18 protein-coding genes are annotated in these 19,116 nt (G+C 52.8%); 1 reads left to right on the forward strand and 17 read right to left on the reverse strand.

Annotated elements, in window-relative coordinates:
- Window positions 1–40 precede the first annotated feature (40 nt).
- From HMPREF3164_RS08195 to pyrR, 4 genes are read right to left on the reverse strand one after another with little or no spacing between them, the layout of a single operon-like run.
- A complete protein-coding gene (locus tag HMPREF3164_RS08195; protein WP_070450341.1) occupies window positions 41–586 on the reverse strand; it encodes a PH-like domain-containing protein in 546 nt (181 codons plus the stop codon).
- A 31-nt stretch (window positions 587–617) separates the two neighbouring features.
- Complete coding sequence (locus HMPREF3164_RS08200; protein ID WP_070450345.1) at window positions 618–1,925, reverse strand: dihydroorotase; 1,308 nt, start codon at window positions 1,923–1,925, stop codon at window positions 618–620.
- Window positions 1,926–1,949: 24 nt separating this feature from the next.
- A complete protein-coding gene (locus tag HMPREF3164_RS08205; RefSeq protein WP_070450348.1) occupies window positions 1,950–2,951 on the reverse strand; it encodes an aspartate carbamoyltransferase catalytic subunit in 1,002 nt (333 codons plus the stop codon).
- Entirely contained in the window at window positions 2,948–3,580 is a 633-nt protein-coding gene (gene pyrR / locus HMPREF3164_RS08210) for a bifunctional pyr operon transcriptional regulator/uracil phosphoribosyltransferase PyrR (RefSeq protein WP_070450350.1), read from the reverse strand. Before pyrR ends, HMPREF3164_RS08205 begins: the two co-directional genes overlap by 4 nt.
- A gap of 246 nt (window positions 3,581–3,826) precedes the next feature.
- On the opposite strand from pyrR, the gene HMPREF3164_RS08215 reads away from it, so the two are divergent.
- A complete protein-coding gene (locus HMPREF3164_RS08215) occupies window positions 3,827–4,597 on the forward strand; it encodes a hypothetical protein (protein ID WP_070450353.1) in 771 nt (256 codons plus the stop codon).
- Between the two features lie 87 nt (window positions 4,598–4,684).
- Here HMPREF3164_RS08215 and nusB read toward each other — a convergent pair whose 3' ends face one another.
- From nusB to HMPREF3164_RS08280, 13 genes are all read right to left on the reverse strand, one after another.
- Window positions 4,685–5,095, reverse strand: a complete 411-nt coding sequence (nusB, locus tag HMPREF3164_RS08220; protein ID WP_004004728.1) for a transcription antitermination factor NusB — start codon at window positions 5,093–5,095, stop codon at window positions 4,685–4,687.
- Window positions 5,095–5,658, reverse strand: coding sequence for an elongation factor P (gene efp, locus HMPREF3164_RS08225; RefSeq protein WP_004004729.1), 564 nt, complete (start codon window positions 5,656–5,658; stop codon window positions 5,095–5,097). The genes nusB and efp overlap by 1 nt, the downstream gene beginning before the upstream one ends.
- A gap of 209 nt (window positions 5,659–5,867) precedes the next feature.
- Window positions 5,868–7,025, reverse strand: a complete 1,158-nt coding sequence (aroB, locus tag HMPREF3164_RS08230) for a 3-dehydroquinate synthase (protein ID WP_070450356.1) — start codon at window positions 7,023–7,025, stop codon at window positions 5,868–5,870.
- A complete protein-coding gene (locus HMPREF3164_RS10950) occupies window positions 7,018–8,286 on the reverse strand; it encodes a shikimate kinase (RefSeq protein WP_246822651.1) in 1,269 nt (422 codons plus the stop codon). The genes aroB and HMPREF3164_RS10950 overlap by 8 nt, the downstream gene beginning before the upstream one ends.
- 3 nt (window positions 8,287–8,289) lie before the next feature.
- Complete coding sequence (gene aroC, locus HMPREF3164_RS08240) at window positions 8,290–9,507, reverse strand: chorismate synthase (RefSeq protein ID WP_070450359.1); 1,218 nt, start codon at window positions 9,505–9,507, stop codon at window positions 8,290–8,292.
- An 83-nt stretch (window positions 9,508–9,590) separates the two neighbouring features.
- On the reverse strand, window positions 9,591–10,505 hold the full coding sequence (locus HMPREF3164_RS08245; protein WP_070450362.1) for a shikimate dehydrogenase family protein: 915 nt from the start codon (window positions 10,503–10,505) through the stop codon (window positions 9,591–9,593).
- Window positions 10,506–10,668: 163 nt separating this feature from the next.
- Window positions 10,669–11,880 (reverse strand): endolytic transglycosylase MltG, encoded by a 1,212-nt coding sequence (mltG, locus tag HMPREF3164_RS08250; protein WP_004004734.1) that lies wholly within the window; start codon window positions 11,878–11,880, stop codon window positions 10,669–10,671.
- Window positions 11,877–12,404 carry a Holliday junction resolvase RuvX gene (gene ruvX, locus HMPREF3164_RS08255; RefSeq protein WP_219619744.1) on the reverse strand — a complete coding sequence of 176 codons (528 nt, stop codon included), beginning with the start codon at window positions 12,402–12,404 and terminating at the stop codon, window positions 11,877–11,879. The genes mltG and ruvX overlap by 4 nt, the downstream gene beginning before the upstream one ends.
- Before the next feature lie 28 nt (window positions 12,405–12,432).
- Window positions 12,433–15,114 (reverse strand): alanine--tRNA ligase, encoded by a 2,682-nt coding sequence (gene alaS / locus HMPREF3164_RS08260; RefSeq protein ID WP_070450365.1) that lies wholly within the window; start codon window positions 15,112–15,114, stop codon window positions 12,433–12,435.
- Window positions 15,115–15,199: 85 nt separating this feature from the next.
- The gene (locus HMPREF3164_RS08265; protein WP_246822652.1) at window positions 15,200–15,652 is read right to left on the reverse strand and encodes a peptide chain release factor 4; all 453 of its coding nucleotides are present in this window, start codon (window positions 15,650–15,652) and stop codon (window positions 15,200–15,202) included.
- A 27-nt stretch (window positions 15,653–15,679) separates the two neighbouring features.
- On the reverse strand, window positions 15,680–16,075 hold the full coding sequence (locus HMPREF3164_RS08270; protein WP_004004740.1) for a DUF948 domain-containing protein: 396 nt from the start codon (window positions 16,073–16,075) through the stop codon (window positions 15,680–15,682).
- A gap of 464 nt (window positions 16,076–16,539) precedes the next feature.
- Entirely contained in the window at window positions 16,540–17,172 is a 633-nt protein-coding gene (gene rpsD, locus HMPREF3164_RS08275) for a 30S ribosomal protein S4 (protein ID WP_004004741.1), read from the reverse strand.
- A gap of 480 nt (window positions 17,173–17,652) precedes the next feature.
- On the reverse strand, window positions 17,653–19,098 hold the full coding sequence (locus HMPREF3164_RS08280; protein ID WP_048754017.1) for a replication-associated recombination protein A: 1,446 nt from the start codon (window positions 19,096–19,098) through the stop codon (window positions 17,653–17,655).
- Window positions 19,099–19,116 lie beyond the last annotated feature (18 nt).

Consider the following 19,116-nt stretch of genomic DNA (forward strand, 5'->3'; position numbering starts at 1 on the left):
AATTAACGGGTATTTTGTGGGTGAGTCGTATGTATGTGTATTAGTGATGTGCCGTCTCTTCCCGCACCCATTTTTCGGGGCTATTGACCGCATCCGGCGAGATCTCGCGAAGCTTCTCAAGTGCGATTTTTTTCTGATCGGCATAGCGAGTGCGAAATCCGGTCTGCACGCGGTGGCCGTCAAGAGTCCAACCGATCACGATAAGTCCGTCACGTTCTACAACCTTGCCGATCATTCCCCGCCCGGTGGTAATGACCGCAAGTTTCTTCGCGGGAATCCACAGGTCTTTAGCCCCGTTGCGGGTGAAGATAATGCCGTCCGAGTAGATCAGGAGCGTGGATTTTGTTTTGAACCCTAGCTGGTCGAATCCCACACGGTTCAGTTCATCACCGAATATCGTAGTGCTCACATACTCCCCCTCAAACGCCGCCTCGGCTTCAAACCCGTCGTAGCGTGCGGGAACGTCTTTGAGCGAACCGAACATCGTGGACTGCCGCTTGAGCCGGGATTTCCAACCGCGCCAAATACCAAAGAAGCACAGTGCCACCACAGCAACGCAGATAAGGGTGGGAATCAGTTTTTCCACGGTTCTTCTTTCTTCTCGGTTTTTGGAACGATCAAGCCTGCCGGTGAGGGCTCGCGAGCTCACCATTCAAAACGGTTGGATGCCCCGCGTAAAAGGTTGCACGCACAACACCGGGAACCTCCATCCCGCGATACGGGTTGTTCTTGCCCTTCGTGGCCTGATCCTCAGGCTTAATCACACGGCTAGCCTTCGGATCAACCAACACGATATTTGCTGGTTCACCTTCGGCAAGCGGACGGCCCTGCTCAGCATCCAGGCTGCCAATTTTCGCCGGAGTTTCGCTCATAATCCGTGCGACATCGGCCCAGGTAATATGCCCCGGCTCCACAAGAGTCATCTGAATAATCGAGAGTGCCTGCTCAAGACCGGTCATGCCGTTTGCAGCACACGCCCATTCACATTCTTTGCTTTCTGCCGGATGCGGTGCGTGGTCGGTACCAATAACATCAATAATGCCGTCGGCAACAGCCTGACGCAGAGCAAGCACATCCTCTTCGGTGCGTAACGGCGGGTTCACCTTAAAAATCGGGTCGTAGGTGCGCGCCTTTTCATCGGTCAAGATCAGGTGGTGCGGGGTAACCTCGGCGGTTACCTGTACGCCGCGAGACTTAGCCCAGCGCACAACCTCGACCGAGCCTTTAGTTGAGAGGTGGCAAATATGCAGACGCGAGTTCAAATGCTCAGCCAGCAGAACATCGCGGGCGATAATAGCTTCTTCCGCCACAGCAGGCCAGCCGGTAAGCCCCAGATCGGCGGAAACCTTACCCTCGTTCATCTGAGCGCCCTCAGTGAGGCGGGGCTCCTGCGCGTGCTGGGCGATCACACCGTCAAAAGTCTTTACGTATTCAAGAGCACGGCGCATAATCGCCGGATCGTAGACGCACATGCCGTCATCCGAGAACACTCGAACCTTCGCCTCAGAGGTCGCCATAGAACCAATGTCCGAGAGGAATTCGCCTTTCAGCCCAACGGTCACTGAGCCGATAGGCTGCACACGGCACCAACCAGACTCTTTACCCAGCCGGTCAACCTGCTCAACTACGGCTGCGGTATCTGCAACGGGAAGTGAGTTCGCCATCGCAAAAACAGCCGTGTAGCCGCCTAAAGCCGCCGCGCGAGTACCGGTCTCAACGGTTTCAGAAGCCTCATATCCGGGCTGGCGCAGGTGAGTATGAATATCGACCAGACCGGGAAGAGCAATCTGACCAGAAGCATCAACGACCTGAGCGTCTGCGGCTTCTATATCTTGACCGATACGCGCAATTTTGCCATCCTCAATCAGGATATCGGCAACGCGCTCACCCAACAGGGATGCGCCTTTAATAAGGTACGTGCTCATATGTATTCCTTCTTTCGGATAGCGTTAAGATTCGTCGCCGGAATATAGTTTCTCGCTTGACCCGTCAGTCAAGAGCAGGTACAGCACCGCCATGCGAACCGCCACGCCGTTACTGACCTGGCGCAGCACCCAGGCGTTCTGAGAATCGGCGGCTTCGGCGCACAGCTCCAGCCCTCGGTTCATGGGACCCGGATGCAGAATTGCGATTTCTTGAGGCTGCGCCAGCAGATTCTCGAAACGTTCTTTGGTGAGTCCCCACAAGGCGGTATATTCCTCTGCCGAGGGAAAGTAAGCGGCGTTCATACGCTCTTTTTGGATGCGCAGCATCATAACCGCGTCAGGTTTTGTAGCGATTGCGTCATCAAGATCGTGGAAAACTTCAAGTCCCCAATCCTGCTTCCAACGCTCAGTATGCACAGGCAAAAGCGTAGGCGGAGCCACAAAAGCGACATCGGCCCCCAGATTTTTTAGCAACCACAGATTCGACCGCGCCACGCGAGAGTGCAGAATATCCCCCACGATCAGCACACGCATACCGTTTAAATCGGTTCCTCGCGTTGATTCCAGACCATCATGCTGAGCCTTAAACTGGCGCATCGAAACCGCATCTAAAAGAGCCTGCGTTGGATGCGCATGCGTGCCGTCCCCCGCATTCAGCACGGGAATATTGGTCCATCCGGCCTCGGCAAGACGCTGCGGAGCCCCCGAAGCCGAATGACGAATCACGAAGGCATCCGCACTAATCGCTTTGAGAGTCTGAGCAGTGTCTTTGAGGGATTCTCCCTTAGAAACCGATGAACCACGCGCAGCAAAATTGGTGATATCGGCGCCCAGACGTTTCTCTGCGGATTCGAAGGACAGTCTGGTACGCGTTGAGTCTTCAAAGAAAAGGTTGACTACAGTCTTGCCGGCAAGCACATTGAGCTTCCGGTTTTCTGCCTTAACCTGTGCCATATAGTCTGCAACGTCGAGTATTTCAATGGCCTGAGTTCGTGTGAGATCGCGAGTGTCAAGCAGATGTTTCATGAAATCTGTCCTTCCAGCTGAATGATATCAACGCGGTCTGTGGCGTTATCCGTTTCTTCGAGTACCACACGAACCTTCTCTAAGGCACTGGTCGGAAGGTTTTTCCCCACGTGGTCGGCGCGAATTGGGAGTTGCCGGTGCCCGCGATCAACTAACACGGCAAGACGCACCAGAGCCGGACGTCCGTATTCGTTAAGGGCGTCCAAGGCGGCCCGAACAGTGCGGCCGGAGTACAGAACATCATCGACGAGAACCACATTTTTGCCGTCGAGACCCCCCACCGGGATCAAGGACTCCCCCGCGCTGCGGTTTTCATATTCCTCATCGGTGAGGTCATCGCGATACGAGGTAATATCGAGAGCGCCCAGGCCATTTTTGAGATCAAAATTTGAGTCATTCGTCTGGATGCGCTGTGCCAGACGCTGTGCTAACGGGTATCCACGAGACCGAATACCTAAAAGCACTAGGTTATCAGTTCCCTTATTAGACTCAAGAATTTCAAAAGCAATACGTGTAAGAGCGCGACGGATCTCATCGTCGCTAAGGATAGTGTGCCCTTCATTGGGCGTTTTTATTGGCGCGCCTATGGGATGCGCACCAGGCTCATAGGGTACAGATGTCCCCGACACAGCCGACTCCTTCCCCGCCTCACGGGACGGATTTAAAGGTCTGTTGCTTTTACCAAGACTACCATACGTACCACGCAGTTCAGGGGTATGTGTTTCTGAAGTTTTAATTTTTTTTTGGAGTCAAAAATCCTCTATATATCATGCAATAAACGCTCATGTTCCCTGAACAAAGACTCATAAAACGTCGAGAGTCCATTATGCTAGTAAAAGCATCACCGATAGTACAACCACACCGAGGACTGCATCATGGAAGATCTCTTTGAGGGCCTGGTAAGAATTATCTTTGGGATTCTTGCAGCCCCTATCGTTTTCGTGGCGCACCGCTACTTTAAGCGCCGCAACCGAATGCGCACCCGGCAGCTTACGGAGCTTGGCTTTGCTTCTTCCACTCAGGTGATTCGGCATACTCTTGGAGAGACTCAACGCAACTCATACTTCTCGGTTATCGGTGCAGTCCTCTTCGGACTATGTACTCTCATCATGGCATGGATTTGGGTATCTTCCTCTTTTGACACTATCGCTACTGTCCTACTGAGCGTCGTTGCTCTATGCACTCTTATCTTCATCTGGTACTACCGCCGATCCTACGTTGAGTTCAGGCTATACGAGTTTATGAGATCCCGACTTGGCGAGGGCGTTATCACTCTTGACTATGCTGATATTGATGCCTATACATTTACCTACAATAAGTTTGAAACCGCTCTTAAAATCACCACGGTATCCGGCATATCATTTGAGCTCGATCCCGCTATTCAAGACTGCCGTTACCTCTGTGCCATGATCGCTATGCGTATGCGTTCTAATCGTTGGCCCGATCCGTCCTCAGACCGTGATATGAGCGTTGTGCTTCATATGATGCGCACACAACACTGGCTCAAGTTCCTACTGCACGTACGTGAAGGGTCTAACCTTGCTGTTAATAATCTCGCTTCTACCCAGCATCGCAATACTCGGTACACCCATGAGGGCAGCGAACTTTTTGAAGAGGCTAAACGCCAGCTCGGGTTCTATGCATAACCCGGCTTGATCCATATGAATGTATACTAAAAGCCGCCTCAAACCCCTAAAAAGCAGGGGTTTGAGGCGGCTTTATAACTGAGCCGTTTAAGCAAGCAGAGTCGGTTTTACCTGGCGCAGCTTATCCAAAAGACCGTTAACAAATTTCGGTGAATCGTTTGTAGAGAGCACACGCGCCAAACCGGTTGCCTCCGAGATAGCAACCGCATCTGGAACATCATCATTATAGAGAAGTTCCCACGCGCCGATCCGCAAAATTACGCGGTCGACAGCTGGCATACGCTCAAACGACCAGTCACGCGCATAGGTCTCAAGGTATTCTCGAATCTCGTCATCATGTTCACGTACGCCGCGCACGATCTCTTCGGCATAGGCCGAGATCTGAGCGGCAGTATGCAGACGGCGTCGCTTCAGCACATCAATAATGTCTTCTTGACGCTGATCGGCTTCAAAAAGTACCTCGACGGCACGTAAGCGGGCTTTGGTACGAGAGTTCATTAGTCGTTAACACGGCCCAGGTAATCGCCGGTACGGGTATCAACCTTCACCTTGGTGCCTGTCTCCAGGAATAGTGGAACCTGAATTTCATAGCCGGTCTCAAGAGTTGCAGGCTTATTGCCACCAGTGGAACGGTCACCCTGCAGGCCAGGCTCGGTGTAGGTAATTTCAAGAACAACAGAGGCAGGAAGCTCAACATATAGCGGAGTACCCTCATAGAGGGCTACAGTCGCGGTCTGCGACTCCAGCATGTAGTTAGCAGCATCGCCCACCACAGCTGCAGGAACATTAATCTGATCATAGGTCTTCAGATCCATGAAGACGTAGTCTTCGCCGTCCTGGTAGAGATACTGATAGTCGGAACGATCAACAGTAGCAGTCTCAATCTTAGCGCCAGCATTGAAAGTGCGGTCGACAACCTTACCGGAGGTTACGTTACGCAACTTGGTACGCACAAACGCACCACCCTTACCGGGCTTTACATGCTGGAACTCAACAACGGACCACAGACCGCCATCAATCTTGAGGATTGCACCGTTTTTAATATCAGTGGTAGATGCCATGCGGCTCTCCTTCGTATTGTCGACGCTTACACACAACACGATGCGTGTTGCCGCAGGCGCTAAGTTATCAATGAGCAAATAATGTCGCCCTTTAGTTTACACTATGGCACCGCTACTATGACATATCTAAGTAAAATTCCCATCACGTTCTGCATGTTTGACTGCCTAGACATGGGTACCCCCTGTAAAAGCACCTAAATTGCAGTTAGTTATTCGGCGATTTCTTGGTATGTCATATACAGGATGGAGTCATCGGGAACCTCATAAACACGCGGTTTACCCAGTTCTTCCAAAACGATAAAACGCAAAAGCGAGCCGCGCGCTTTTTTATCCCGGCGCATAGTTTCGAGAAGCTCTTTCCAGCGATCCCCCCGGTATCCCACTGGAAGATTCAAAGATTTGAGAATGGCACGGGTGCGATCAACAATTGTTTCATTAAGATACCCAGCGGCAAGCGCGAGCTCGGCCGCATACACCATCCCCACCGCAACGGCTGCGCCGTGGCGCCACTGGTATCGCTCGGCACGTTCAATAGCGTGCCCTAAGGTATGCCCGTAATTGAGAATTTCGCGGCGACCGGATTCGCGCAGGTCTTCAGAAACAACCTCCGCTTTCACCCGAACGGCACGCTCAATCAGGTCACGCACTATTGACGACTGAGAATCCCGAATCTTTTCTGGGTTAGCCTCAATACTGTCAAGAATCTGTGGGTCAGCAATGAACCCACACTTTACGACCTCCGTCATACCTGTTAAAAGCTCATGCTCCGGCAAGGTACGCAGCGTACCAATCTCGCAGAGCACTGCAGAAGGTGGCCAAAATGCCCCCACAAGATTCTTTCCCTCGGCGGTGTTAATACCTGTTTTTCCTCCCACAGCGGCATCGACCATGCCAAGAAGAGTGGTCGGAATGTGAATCACACGTACCCCGCGCAGCCAGGTTGCCGCCACAAAACCGGCAACATCAGTAATGGCTCCGCCGCCCACTGAAATAATTGCATCCGTGCGTGTAAAGTCGTTCTGACCTAAAACCTGCCAGCAAAATGCGGCCACTTGATGGTGCTTAGCTTCTTCAGCATCAGGAATTTCAGCGCTAAAAGACTGGTAGCCAACTTTACGCAGATCTTCCATAACAAGCTCGCCGGTAGCCCGTAGGGCGCGCGGGTGGATCACCAAGATTTTATGCGCTGTGTTACCTAGAATATCGGGGATTTTCTTAAGCAAATTATGCCCCACCAGAACATCGTAGTTCTCGCGTGGTGAGCTGCCTGTGACGGGTATATAGGTAATGTCTTCCTCACCGGAAGCTCCGAAAGTTGGAGCTATAGAGGTTTCGGACTCAGCGGCGTGATGTGACTGTTCAATCATGAGAGTGTTCCTTTCGGAAGGCAAGAACAAAGTTCTGAATTTCGGCGGTCATAACGCTAATATTTTTTTCTCCACGCGCATCCAAAGTATGCTGTGCAAGTTCCTCGTACCGGTGCTGCCTATGCTCAAAAATCTCAGACCAGCGCTCTACCGGGTTAGGCTCTAGAAGCGGGCGGGTTTTATTGCCGGTAATGCGCGGCTCAACCGTATCTACATCGACCAGAATGTAAACCACGCATTCGTCACGCAAAAGGTCAGCAACCGCATCAGTCATAGGGGCACCGCCGCCCAGCGAAAAAACTGTGTTGCGATAGGTTGGCGAGGTCAGCACATCTTCAATAGTCTTGCGTTCAAGTTCCCGAAAATAGGCTTCACCAAAGATTTCAAAAATCTCGGACACCTCACCATAACGTTCCACAATCAGCTGGTCGGCGTCAAGAAACTCATAGCCGTAAAACCGCGCAAAATGGGTGCCAATATAGGTTTTTCCCGCCGCCATAGGACCGATAAGAACTACCGGACGGGCACGTTCGGCAAATTCTTCCTGAAGCTCACGTACCTGCTGCGGATGTATGCGAAGGGTATTTTCCTCGCTTTTCTCCTTAGAGATGCTTTCGCGCTCTGATTCTAAACTAGCAACGCCGTGCCTCAGGTGTGCAGCCCGTGCCATACGCGCTGTAATCGCGGCAAAACTTGCGGATTCATGCGGCTGTTCAGACACAGGTGCCCGTTCCAAGTCATCATTTTTACGTGAAGCCTGTTCCGCAACGACGCGCGGGCGCGCGAAGATTGCGGGCGTCGGTATAGTGTCTGATTGCTGACCGCGTGCAGCCTTGTTCGTCTCCAATACTTCAGACTCTTCAGGAACTTGAGGACTCCCCTGTTCGTCCTGCGGTTTATGAGGTTCTACAGTAAAGCCTGCTAATTTTTCACGAAAAACGCTTGAAGCGAGAGGGGCCGGTGTGGCCGAATCAGATGAAGCATATACCCGTACCTTCGATGCAGCACGCGGGGCAGCTTTCCCAAATTTCCCAAAAACTGTGAGTGGGCTGGGAACAGCCGCTTTGCGAGCAGAATGAAGTTCTTGAGTGTGTGAGCCTACCTCATGCTGTTCAGCCGTGTTCTCCTCAGGTTCCGAAAGCTTTGACTGCGGGCGCGAGGCATTCCCCTCTCGGGCACGGCGCGCTGCTTCCGCTATGCGAGAGAAAGGGTTCGTCTCCGACGATGCGCGCCCGGAAGGCGCTGGATCCTCAGCAGCCACAGTCTAGGAATCCCATCCCGCAACATTAGATTCCCAAGCCAACGATTCGGGAATCTCTGCCAGATAAGAGTCCATATTTCGACGTGTCTCGCCGATGGAATCGCCACCGAATTTCTCCAGTGCTGCCTGTGCGACTACAAGGGCGACCATAGCCTCCGCCACCACACCGGCGGCTGGTACAGCACATACATCAGATCGCTGATGATGCGCCTTCGCGGGTTCCCCGGTTGAAGTATCAATAGTTTTGAGTGCCTTGGGAACAGTAGCGATGGGCTTCATAGCGGCACGAACACGCACAAGATCGCCTATACTCATACCACCTTCAATGCCGCCGGCTCGATTCGTATCACGAGTCACGCCATGTTCACCAACCGAAATCTCATCGTGTGCGGCGGTACCAGGACGGTCTGCAGTCGCAAAGCCATCGCCAACTTCGACACCCTTAATAGCTTGAATCCCCATCAGGGCCGCGGCAAGGCGGGCATCCAGACGACGGTCCCAATGCACATATGACCCGAGTCCTGGGGGCATACCATAAGCCAAAACCTCGACGACACCGCCAAGTGTTTCTCCATCTTTGTGCGCCTCATCAACCCGGGCGACCATAGCATCTGAAGTAGCTTTATCGAAGCACCGAAGAGGATCAGCGTCAAGAGCAGCAACATCACGGGGAGCAGGCACCGACGCTCCATCGGGCGCGTGTACTCCGCCCACTGCAACAGTATGCGATACAAGCTCAACACCAAGTGCTTTTAAAACCTGAGCTGCGACCACACCCAGAGCTACCCGAGTCGCAGTTTCGCGTGCCGATGCGCGTTCAAGAACAGGACGAGCCTCCGCAAAGTTATATTTCTGCATACCCGTAAAATCCGCGTGACCGGGGCGCGGGCGTGTCAGGGCAGCATTGCGGGCACGCCCTTCAATAAGTGCGGGATCTACCGGATCTGAGCTCATGACATCAACCCATTTAGGCCATTCAGTATTCGCGATTTCAAGTGCTACGGGGCCACCCTGCGTCAGGCCGTGCCGCACCCCGCCCAGAATACGTACTTTATCTTCTTCAAACTTCATACGAGCGCCGCGGCCGTACCCTAGACGGCGGCGAGCCAGCGCATCACGCACCATCTCGCTGGTAAGCTTCACGCCGGCGGGGACTCCTTCGATAATACCGACCAGCGCTTCACCGTGAGACTCCCCCGCGGTCAGCCAACGTAGCTCCATGTATTTCCTCATCTCCGTTTTGCCGTCTTGAGAGTTTCGGCACCGTCAAAGTTTGAATCTGTATATAAATTCTAACGTCTCTTTTAACACACAATGTCAGGAAGCTGTTCACGCGGAGCAAGATTTACAGCGGCACACATCGCATTGAGCACATCAAGCTCGTGCGGGAGATGCTGATCTATAGCATGCCCGGTAAAAACGCGTACCTGGTCGAGAGCCTGATAGAGAAGCATTTCAAGGCCCGATACGACGCGCCCGCCGCACCGCTCCCAAATCTGCGCTAGCTGAGACGGCCACGGATCATAAGCTACATCCAGTAGAACAGCGTACGGGTAGACCTTGTGTATGTTTTCAGTAAAATCATCCGCAGCATGAGCGGGGAGAGTCGAGATCACCGAGTAATACGCGGCGCAGTCTTCCGGAAACCGGGCAAGAGGCTCTGTCTGGACCTCAAGACTTAGACGTTTTGCTGCGTCATATATGGTAGAGAGCTTATGCAGTGAGCGCGCATACACCGTCACACGAGTGTACCCCAAACGGTGTAAGGCGGCTAGAGCAGAAACAGCGGTTGCGCCGCCGCCCAGGATAGCCGGTTGTGTCGTTGCTTGGTGAGTTTCAAGCCCAGCATGTAGAAGTGCATTGACGATGCCGCCGACATCTGTATTATGACCACGCGGCAACGGTACTTCGGTATCTTCCGTCTTTCTCCAGAAAACGGTGTTAACCGCCCCAGTCACCTGGGCCAAAGCGGTTGTTGAGTGAAGATACCGAATAATATCGGTCTTGAGCGGCATTGTGACCGAAAACCCGCAGATTGCTTCTCCGGCCTCTGCCTCATCCATGAGAGCCGGAAGATCCGCGGAGAGTGTGTCACGACGGGCATACGCAATGTTCTCTTTGAGTACCTGGTACGCAGCGGTATGTAAAACTGGCGAGAGCGAATGCGCTATAGGATGCCCCAGCACATAGGCTCGTCGTGCTGCCGCTGCCTTAGTCATGGTATTCCCTTCCCACGAGATGCCGTCTAGATTGTCCGTCACTTTACGCACATAAACGGAACGGATGCTCCTTCCAGTTTAGTGGAAGGAGCATCCGTTCCGTCTTACGAAGAACCGTACAGAACCTACAAATACGGTGCCTCAGTACTGACCATGCAGTATCTTACTTACAGCGACCTGAGTGTTCCTCACACCACTGGTTGTACTCGTCAACGTACTTCTGGTGTTCCTTATAGGTGCGCGAGTACTTCGTCTCACCCGTGTCAAGGTCAACTGTTACCCAGTAGTAGTATGGGTTGTTCTCGGGATTTGCTACCGCTTTGATTGAGGATAACCCTGGCGATGCAATCGGGCCTGCCGGCAACCCTGTATTTGCATAGGTGTTGTACTTATTATTCTTATCTGCCTTTTGCTCTTCCGTGAGGTGATATGAACGTACGCCCAAGCCATAGGTCACGGTAGCATCGGACTGAATCAAACCGTTAGTCTCCCCCTTGGGGTTATTGAGGCGGTTATTGATAATGCCCGCAACGGCCACATAGTCCTTAGGCTGTGCTTCAAGCTCCACGATAGAAGCCTTAGTCAGGACCTCAAAGGTTCGTTGGTCTCCGCTAACTCCTGCTTCCTGCAAATCAGCCTTTGTTCGCGAAACCATAGCCTCAATAATTTTCTTGGCGTCGGTCCCTTCCTTCGGAATTCGGTATTCGCCCGGGTGCAGCCAGCCTTCCATAGAGGGGAAGTTCTTCGGGATACCGTATTCTTCGGGGTGAGACATAGCAGCTTCAATATCGCGACGACTTATCTTGCCTTCGGTAGCTTTAGCGATAATATCGACCGTCTCGTTCATACGCTTACCCTGCTGAACCGCGATATAGAAAATATTATTATCGCTATCTACCAGGTTCTTCACGACCGAAGAGCTGCTCATTTGCTTCTGCAACTCATAGGTACCAGCCTTAAGAGTTTTACCGTTAGCCTCTTTCTGGTACACGTCAATAAACTTGCCGGGATCGGCAATAATGTCTTTTTCTTTGAGCGCCTGCGCAATCTGCGCGGTACTCTCACCCTGCTCAATCGTAAAGCTTACCGGCTCGCCATTTCCCGACCCCGAGTAGTCACGATTTTTGAAGGGGTTAATGTCGTAACGCTGCACGAAGACCACCCCAAGCACAATAAGTACCACGGCAAAGACGCTCAAAGCTGTTGCCATGATGGTGTGGCGGCGACGCTTACGTGCGCGTAGCTCCCTAGCGGTTACCACCTCATCCTCAAGGGTGATACCGCGAATGCCAGCCTGGCTTTCGGCGAGTGTCGGACTGAGAAGCTCGCTTAAGCTACTCTCTCGCGTCCGCTGTTTTGTAGGTTCTTCGGTCACTGAAGGTTCTCCGTTTCGTTGACGGGGCCGTCTATAGTCTCTTGCAGATGGGAATCTTCGCGGGGTGATTCATACACCAGATATCCAGCGACAGCTTGCCCAGCTTTAAGAGCATCCAGACTGTACTGCAATATGTTAACAGCAGCAACCTGGTCAACCATAGTCTTGAAATTTCGGCTGGATACACCAGCCTCGTGGAGGGAACGATGCGCACTCACCGTGGTGAGACGCTCATCGACCAGCCAAATGTTGATGTGTGTATTTCCTTCTGCATCCAATTCAGAGCGCAAAGCGTGGGCGTAATCCCGTGCCATGCGGGTGGAGTCCGACTCTCCTCCCCGCATGGTTTTGGGAAGCCCCACAAAGATCTCTTTCACGTCGTTAACCTCCACAAGTTTGCGGAGAACTCGACGGTCCGAGTTCTTCTTGCTGTCACGACGGAGTGTCTTGAGCGGAGTCGCCAGAATGCCGTCTGGATCGCTCAATGACGTGCCAACGCGGGCATTACCCACGTCAACACCCATCCGTACTCCTCGTTGAAATTCAGTCAAGTTATGCCTGCGCTATCGCGTTGCGAATAGCATCCAGTGCTTCTGAAACCTTCGAAGCATCCTGTCCGCCACCTTGTGCAACATCGTCTTTACCGCCGCCACCGCCGCCGAGTACACCTGCTGCGAGTCGCACCAAGGCACCGGCTTTAATGCCAGCTTCACGGGCACCTTCATTTGTGGCGACAAGAATAACCGGGCGACCATTGGTCACGCCAGTCACCGCCACAACGGCAGCTTCAGAGCCGAAGCGTGAACGTAAATCTAACGCTAGCGAACGAACACCGTTGGCGTCCAGCTCTCCCGCATGATGTGTAAGAACTCGTACGCTGCCGATGGTTTGCGCGTTTTCTAAAAGCTTACCAGCCTCAGCCTGAAGCTTCTCGCGGCGCAGCTTTTCAAGTTCTTTCTCAGCTGACTTTAGTTTCGCCAACGTCTGGTTAATTTTCTCGGGTAGCTCGGACGAAGACTGCACCTTCATCATGCCGGTCAGCTGATTGACTAGGGTACGCTCAGCGGCAAGATGCTCGAAAGAATTCATACCGACCAGTGCCTCAACGCGGCGGTTACCCGAGCCCACAGACTGTTCGGTGAGCAGAGTCAGAGAACCAATCTCAGATGAAGTTCCTACGTGGGTACCGCCACAAAGCTCACGCGAAAACTCTCCACCGATTTCGACCATACGCACAATGTTGCCGTACTTCTCGCCGAAGAGGCTCATAGCGCCTAGGGCTTTAGCCTCGGCAAGAGGCATCTCACGCGCAATAACTTCGTGGTTATCCCGGATAGCAAGGTTTGCTACCTCCTCGACTTCACGCTTAGCGGAGTCAGATAGGCTCTCACCCCATGCGAAGTCAAAACGCAGGTAGCCTTCCTTATTGAAGGAACCACGCTGAGTTGCCTCATTACCCAATACCTGGTGCAAAGCCGCATGAACAATATGGGTACCCGAATGTGCTTTTTCACCGTCTCGACGTCGCTGCACATCAACCTGCGCCACAACCTCAGCGCCCGGATGTGCTTCACCTTCACGAACAACGGCGCGGTGAACGCTCAAGCCCTTGACAGGCTGCTGCACGTCCTGAACATCAATCACGAAACCGTTTCCAGTAATCACGCCGGTATCAGCTGCCTGTCCGCCGCCCTCCGCATAGAACGGGGTTTCATCCAAAACAACCTCGATCTTATCGCCCGCTTTAGCTACGGGAACGGAAACCCCATCCTTCAGCAAAGCACGAAGATGAGTCTCAGTGCGAAGTTCGGTGTACCCGGTAAAGATAGAACCACGTTCATCCACGAGCTTACGAAGCTCAGAGAGGTCTGCGAAAGAACCTTTTTTAGCCTTAGCATCAGCCTGAGCACGGTGACGCTGCTCAGCCATCAGTTCGCGGAACGCCTTCTCATCAACCTTTACGCCTGCTTCAGCGGCCATTTCAAGGGTCAGGTCGATTGGGAATCCGTAGGTATCGTGCAGTGCGAATGCTTCTGCCCCAGAAACAGAGTTTGACCCGTCTTTCTTAGCCGTAGCAACGGCTTCTTCCAAACGCTCAGTGCCGGTTTCAATCGTATGCAAGAATGCCTTTTCCTCGGCATAAGCGATGCGGGAAATACGCTCGAAATCATCCGCCACGTAGGGGAAAGCACCAGCCATCGCATCGCGAGAAGCGGGGAATAGGATAGGCAGGCACGGTTCAGTAACGCCCAGCAGACGCATCGCACGAATAGCGCGGCGCATCAGGCGGCGTAGAATATAGCCGCGTCCTTCGTTGGAGGGAGTCACACCATCGGCAATCAGCATGAGAGAAGAGCGAATATGGTCCGCGACCACACGCATGCGCACATCGTCTTCATACCCCGGATCTTCGGGAGATTCAGAGCCGTGGTATTTTTTCCCGGAGAGCTTCGAAGCGGCGTCAAGTACCGGGCGCACCTGATCGGTTTCGTAGAAGTTTTCAACACCCTGCAGAAGCATCGCCAAACGCTCAACGCCTAAACCGGTATCGATATTCTTCTTGGGCAATTCACCCAGAATCTCGAAGTCTTCCTTACCGATCCCTTCACCACGCTGATACTGCATGAACACAAGGTTCCAGATCTCAATATAGCGATCGTCGTCTACCGCCGGACCGCCTTCTTTGCCGTATGCGGGTCCGCGGTCGTAGAAAATTTCGGAATCGGGGCCTGCAGGACCAGGCTGACCTGTAGACCAGTAGTTTTCCTTCATGCCCATGCGTTGAATACGTTCTTCTGGGAATCCTACGGTTTTAGTCCATACGTCGAAGGCTTCGTTGTCTCCTTCGTAAATGGTCACCCACAGACGTTCCGGATCTAACCCGTAACCGCCTTTATCCTGGCTAGCAGTGAGTAGTTCGTAGGCGAAAGGAATAGCTTGCTCTTTGAAATAGTCGCCGAATGAAAAGTTACCCGCCATCTGGAAGAAGGTGCCATGACGGGCGGTCTTACCTACTTCTTCAATGTCGAGGGTACGAATACACTTCTGAACGCTTGTTGCACGCGAGAACGGAGGGGTCTCTCGTCCAAGAAAATAAGGGATAAATGGCACCATACCCGCAATGGTAAACATGGCACCGGGTTCGTTTGAGATGAGTGATGCAGAAGGCACCACGGTATGTCCGCGCTTCTCGAAAAATTCGATCCAGCGCTTAGAAATTTCCTGTGAGAGCATCGCTTTCCTTAGACAATTCTGTGTGAAATTCTACGAAATCTATCAAGTTCGTCATGCCGTCATTACGGCTACGTTACAGTACCGGCTAGTTAAAGAAATCTTCACCCAGCTCTCGGTCACGTTGGATGCGGGCGGAGCGAAGTTCCTCCTCTGTAGCGGCAATCCGCGATTCCACGTCGAGCAGTTCCCGCTCGGCAGCAGCCCGATTTGTGGAAGCAATTTCTTGCTCACTCATCTGACGGTCCCAGGTATCTATAGAACCAGGACGTATATCCTGTTTCTGTCGCTCAACTTTAGCATGAAGTTCAGCTTCTTTTTCCTGCATGCCTTCACGAACACGCGCAGCAAATTCGACAGCTTTAAGCGCATAGGGTTGAAGAGGCTTACCAACGGGTGAATCGAAAAACTTTCCCACCTGTGACTCCGGGTTAAGAGCGAGTGTACCCTGTTGGTACTGAACAAGAGCGCCTGTTTTCTTTTCGGGCGATGCGCTGGCACGTTTTGACGCGAAATAGCCTACCGCTGCGCCCGCTCCCACAAGAAGAACTGACCGAAATAAACCCAATTACTGTTCACCTCCCTGTGAAGTACCAGCTGCACGATCGTCGTCACCAGGCTTCTTACCGCGGAATGCCTGACGGACACCGTATGAGAACGAAGCAACTTTAATAAGGGGCTGCCCCACAGTTGAGGTCACCAAAGAAGACAGGGCAGAAACGTTCGCGGAAGCATCGGATACGTTAGAGGTGATACCGTCTACCTTCTCAAGCTGCTCATTCGTGGTAACGACTGTTTTAGTAACTTCGTCGATCAAAGGTGATGTGCTCTGGTTGAGCGAACGAATGGTCACGATAAGTTCATCGAAAACTTTAGTCAGGCGAATAATAGGTAAAGCAAGTAACGCCACAAGAATTGCGAAAACACCAGCAGCTATCAGACCTGCAATGTCTCCACCACTCATCACGACCTCTTTCCTATATCAACCAGTAAAACACAGTGAGCGCCCGCGAGAAACAAGTTTTGAAGCGAGCACACAGAAAAACCGTACCCACGGCTTACTCCATCATAAATGAAAAACCTTGTGCATGCCCATTTTGAACGCCGCTTGTCGTCAAAATATACAGCTCTACCAGGGGTTTTATAAAAAATTTACACTTACTGCGGTATCTCGTTACAGTTCAGATTCCACGTTTATTACCCTCATCAAACTCTATAAGACATGCATAAGATGCAACATCAAGGAATAATCCTCAGGTTTAGTCATACACCACCGACCTGAATTTTGGGTTCCGAAGCAAGTAAACACCTTCAATAAATGTTGTACCGTCTATTAAACCGGTAATAGCTCACAAGACATCATGCAATAAAAATAACCCCTCCTACAGCCGAACCGTAGGTAGGGGTTACCTTCTCGAAAATTCGAGATTATGCTAGGCGTGAGTAGTACTCAACAACCAGCTGCTCATCGCAGACCACAGGGATCTCTTCGCGCTTGGGGGCTCGTTCGAGCTTAGCGTGCAGCTTCTCGATTTCGACGTTCAGGTATGCCGGAACCTCAGGCAGAACTGCCTGGTTCTCGCCCGCAGCTGCGACCTGGAAAGGAGTGGTCTTCTCAGACTTCGGGTGAACGTGAATCAGCTGACCGGGCTTGACGCGGAACGAAGGACGATCCACGCGCACACCGTCAACCATAATGTGACGGTGTACAACCATCTGACGAGCCTGTGCAATGGTGCGAGCAAAGCCCGAACGCAGAACCAGAGCGTCAAGACGGGTCTCAAGGTGCTCAACCAGGTTCTTACCGGTCTGACCCTCGACACGTTTTGCTTCAAGGTATGCGCGGCGCATCTGTGCCTCACGAATGTTGTACTGAGCGCGCAGACGCTGCTTTTCCTTCAGCTGGGTAGCGTAGTTAGAATCAGCCTTCTTGCGGGCACGACCATGCTGACCGGGGCCATAAGGACGGCGCTCAAGGTACTTTTCTGCCTTCGGGGTCAGTGCGATGCCCAAAGCACGGGACTGACGCACGGTACGGCGGGTGCGGTTATTTTTAGCCACAATTACCTTTCATAGTGCAGAACCCCCATGTATTCACGCTAAGGGCTCTTATCTTTTTGGAGCTGGCCTCCTCGGTTTACCCGCACCGGGTGGTGGGGCGGAGAGTTTGGGGCAGAGTACCCCAGCACTACGTCAGCGTTATTCCCACTGAACACAATATACTGAGCTATATAGTGGGTATAACGAGACTGCCAGACCCATCAAGTCTACCGTGGTTCGCATTCAGAATCTAGCTGAGTACCGCACAAATTTTGTGTTCTCAACCATGCGCAAGAACACATTATGACACTCCCTCAAAACTTTATGACAGAAGTTCCTTTACCGAATCTTTACCATGTCATAGAATAAAGGCAGTACACCGGATGTGCGACCGACTTCCGGGCTCATAAGAGTCTGGTGCGCATTCGGAGTTTATCTATCACATCTCACTCTAGCGGTATACACCACGGCCGAGGTGGTGCATACCGCTTTTCTGTTCGGTTAGCTATCGGCTCGATTCAGAATTTCTCGGATACGCTCGCGCCGTTCAGCCAGGGTTCGTTCAAATCCGTATGGCGTCGGCTCGTAGTAGACCTTATCCCGCAAGGTATCCGGCATATACTGCTGAGCCGCCACATGCCCCGGCTCGTCGTGCGCATAAATATATCCGTCACCGTGTCCCAAGTCGGCGGCGGCCGCATAGTGGGCGTCTCGAAGATGAGCTGGAACCTGCCCCGAAAGCCCAGATCGTACATCCGCTATTGCCTTATTAATAGCCACATATGCCGCATTTGATTTGGGCGCTAAGGCACAGTAGATCACCGCCTGCGACAGAATAATACGCGCCTCTGGCATGCCGACCAACGCCACCGACTGGGCGGCGGCGGTCGCTACTTGAAGCGCCTGCGGATCGGCAAGACCGATATCTTCACTCGCCGCAATCATAATGCGCCGCGCCACAAAGCGTGGGTCTTCGCCGCCTTCGAGCATGCGCGCTAGATAGTGGACGGCGGCATCAGCATCGGAACCGCGTATAGATTTAATGAAGGCGCTAATCACGTCGTAGTGCTGATCGCCGCCTTTATCGTAGCGAACGGCAGCCCGGTCAACGGCTTCCTGGGCATGTGCCAGAGTAATGCGCACGGGTTCTCTAGGGTTTACCTCTCCCCCAGATTCCGCGTTCTCGTCCGGGGATTCGACCTGTTCATGCTCGCTGAAGGCTATGGCGGCGGCCGCTTCTAAAGAAGTCAGCGAGCGGCGTGCATCGCCACCGGAGACTGCGGCAAGGTGGGCACGAGCATCTTCATCAATCACAGCAGCACCCTTGAACCCGCGGGGGTCTTCGAGCGCTCGGTTAATTAAAGACTCAATATCGGCTGGCTCCAAAGAATGCACTCGAAGCAAAAGTGAACGTGAAAGAAGAGGCGAAATCACGCTGAACGAGGGGTTTTCCGTCGTTGCCGCCACAAGAATAACCCAGCGGTTTTCGACTCCGGGCAGCAGCGCATCTTGTTGAGCCTTTGTAAACCGGTGAATCTCGTCAAGAAAAAGCACTGTTGTGGTGCCGTACATGTCACGGTCTAAAAGTGCTTGGTCCATAACGGCGCGAACGTCTTTAACTCCGGCGGTGATAGCGGAAAGTTCGACGAATTTACGCCCCGGCGCACGTGCGATGACATGCGCCAATGTGGTTTTCCCGGTGCCGGGAGGGCCGTACAAAATAACAGACGAAGGTCCTGCTGGTCCAGACTTATCGGCACCGGCAAGCACACGAAGTGGAGACCCTGGGGTCAGCAGATGGGCTTGTCCAAAAACTTCATCGACGTGACGCGGGCGCATACGTACTGCCAAGGGCGCTTGGGATGCGGTACGTGAAGACGGTGCGGACGTAAATTTTACGCGATCTTCGTCGTCTGGAAGGTCAAGGTCAAAAAGCGAATCTGCCATGTTTCAACTCTACCGTGC

This window comes from Rothia sp. HMSC08A08 (genome assembly GCF_001808385.1).
GTDB classification, from domain to species: domain Bacteria; phylum Actinomycetota; class Actinomycetes; order Actinomycetales; family Micrococcaceae; genus Rothia; species Rothia dentocariosa.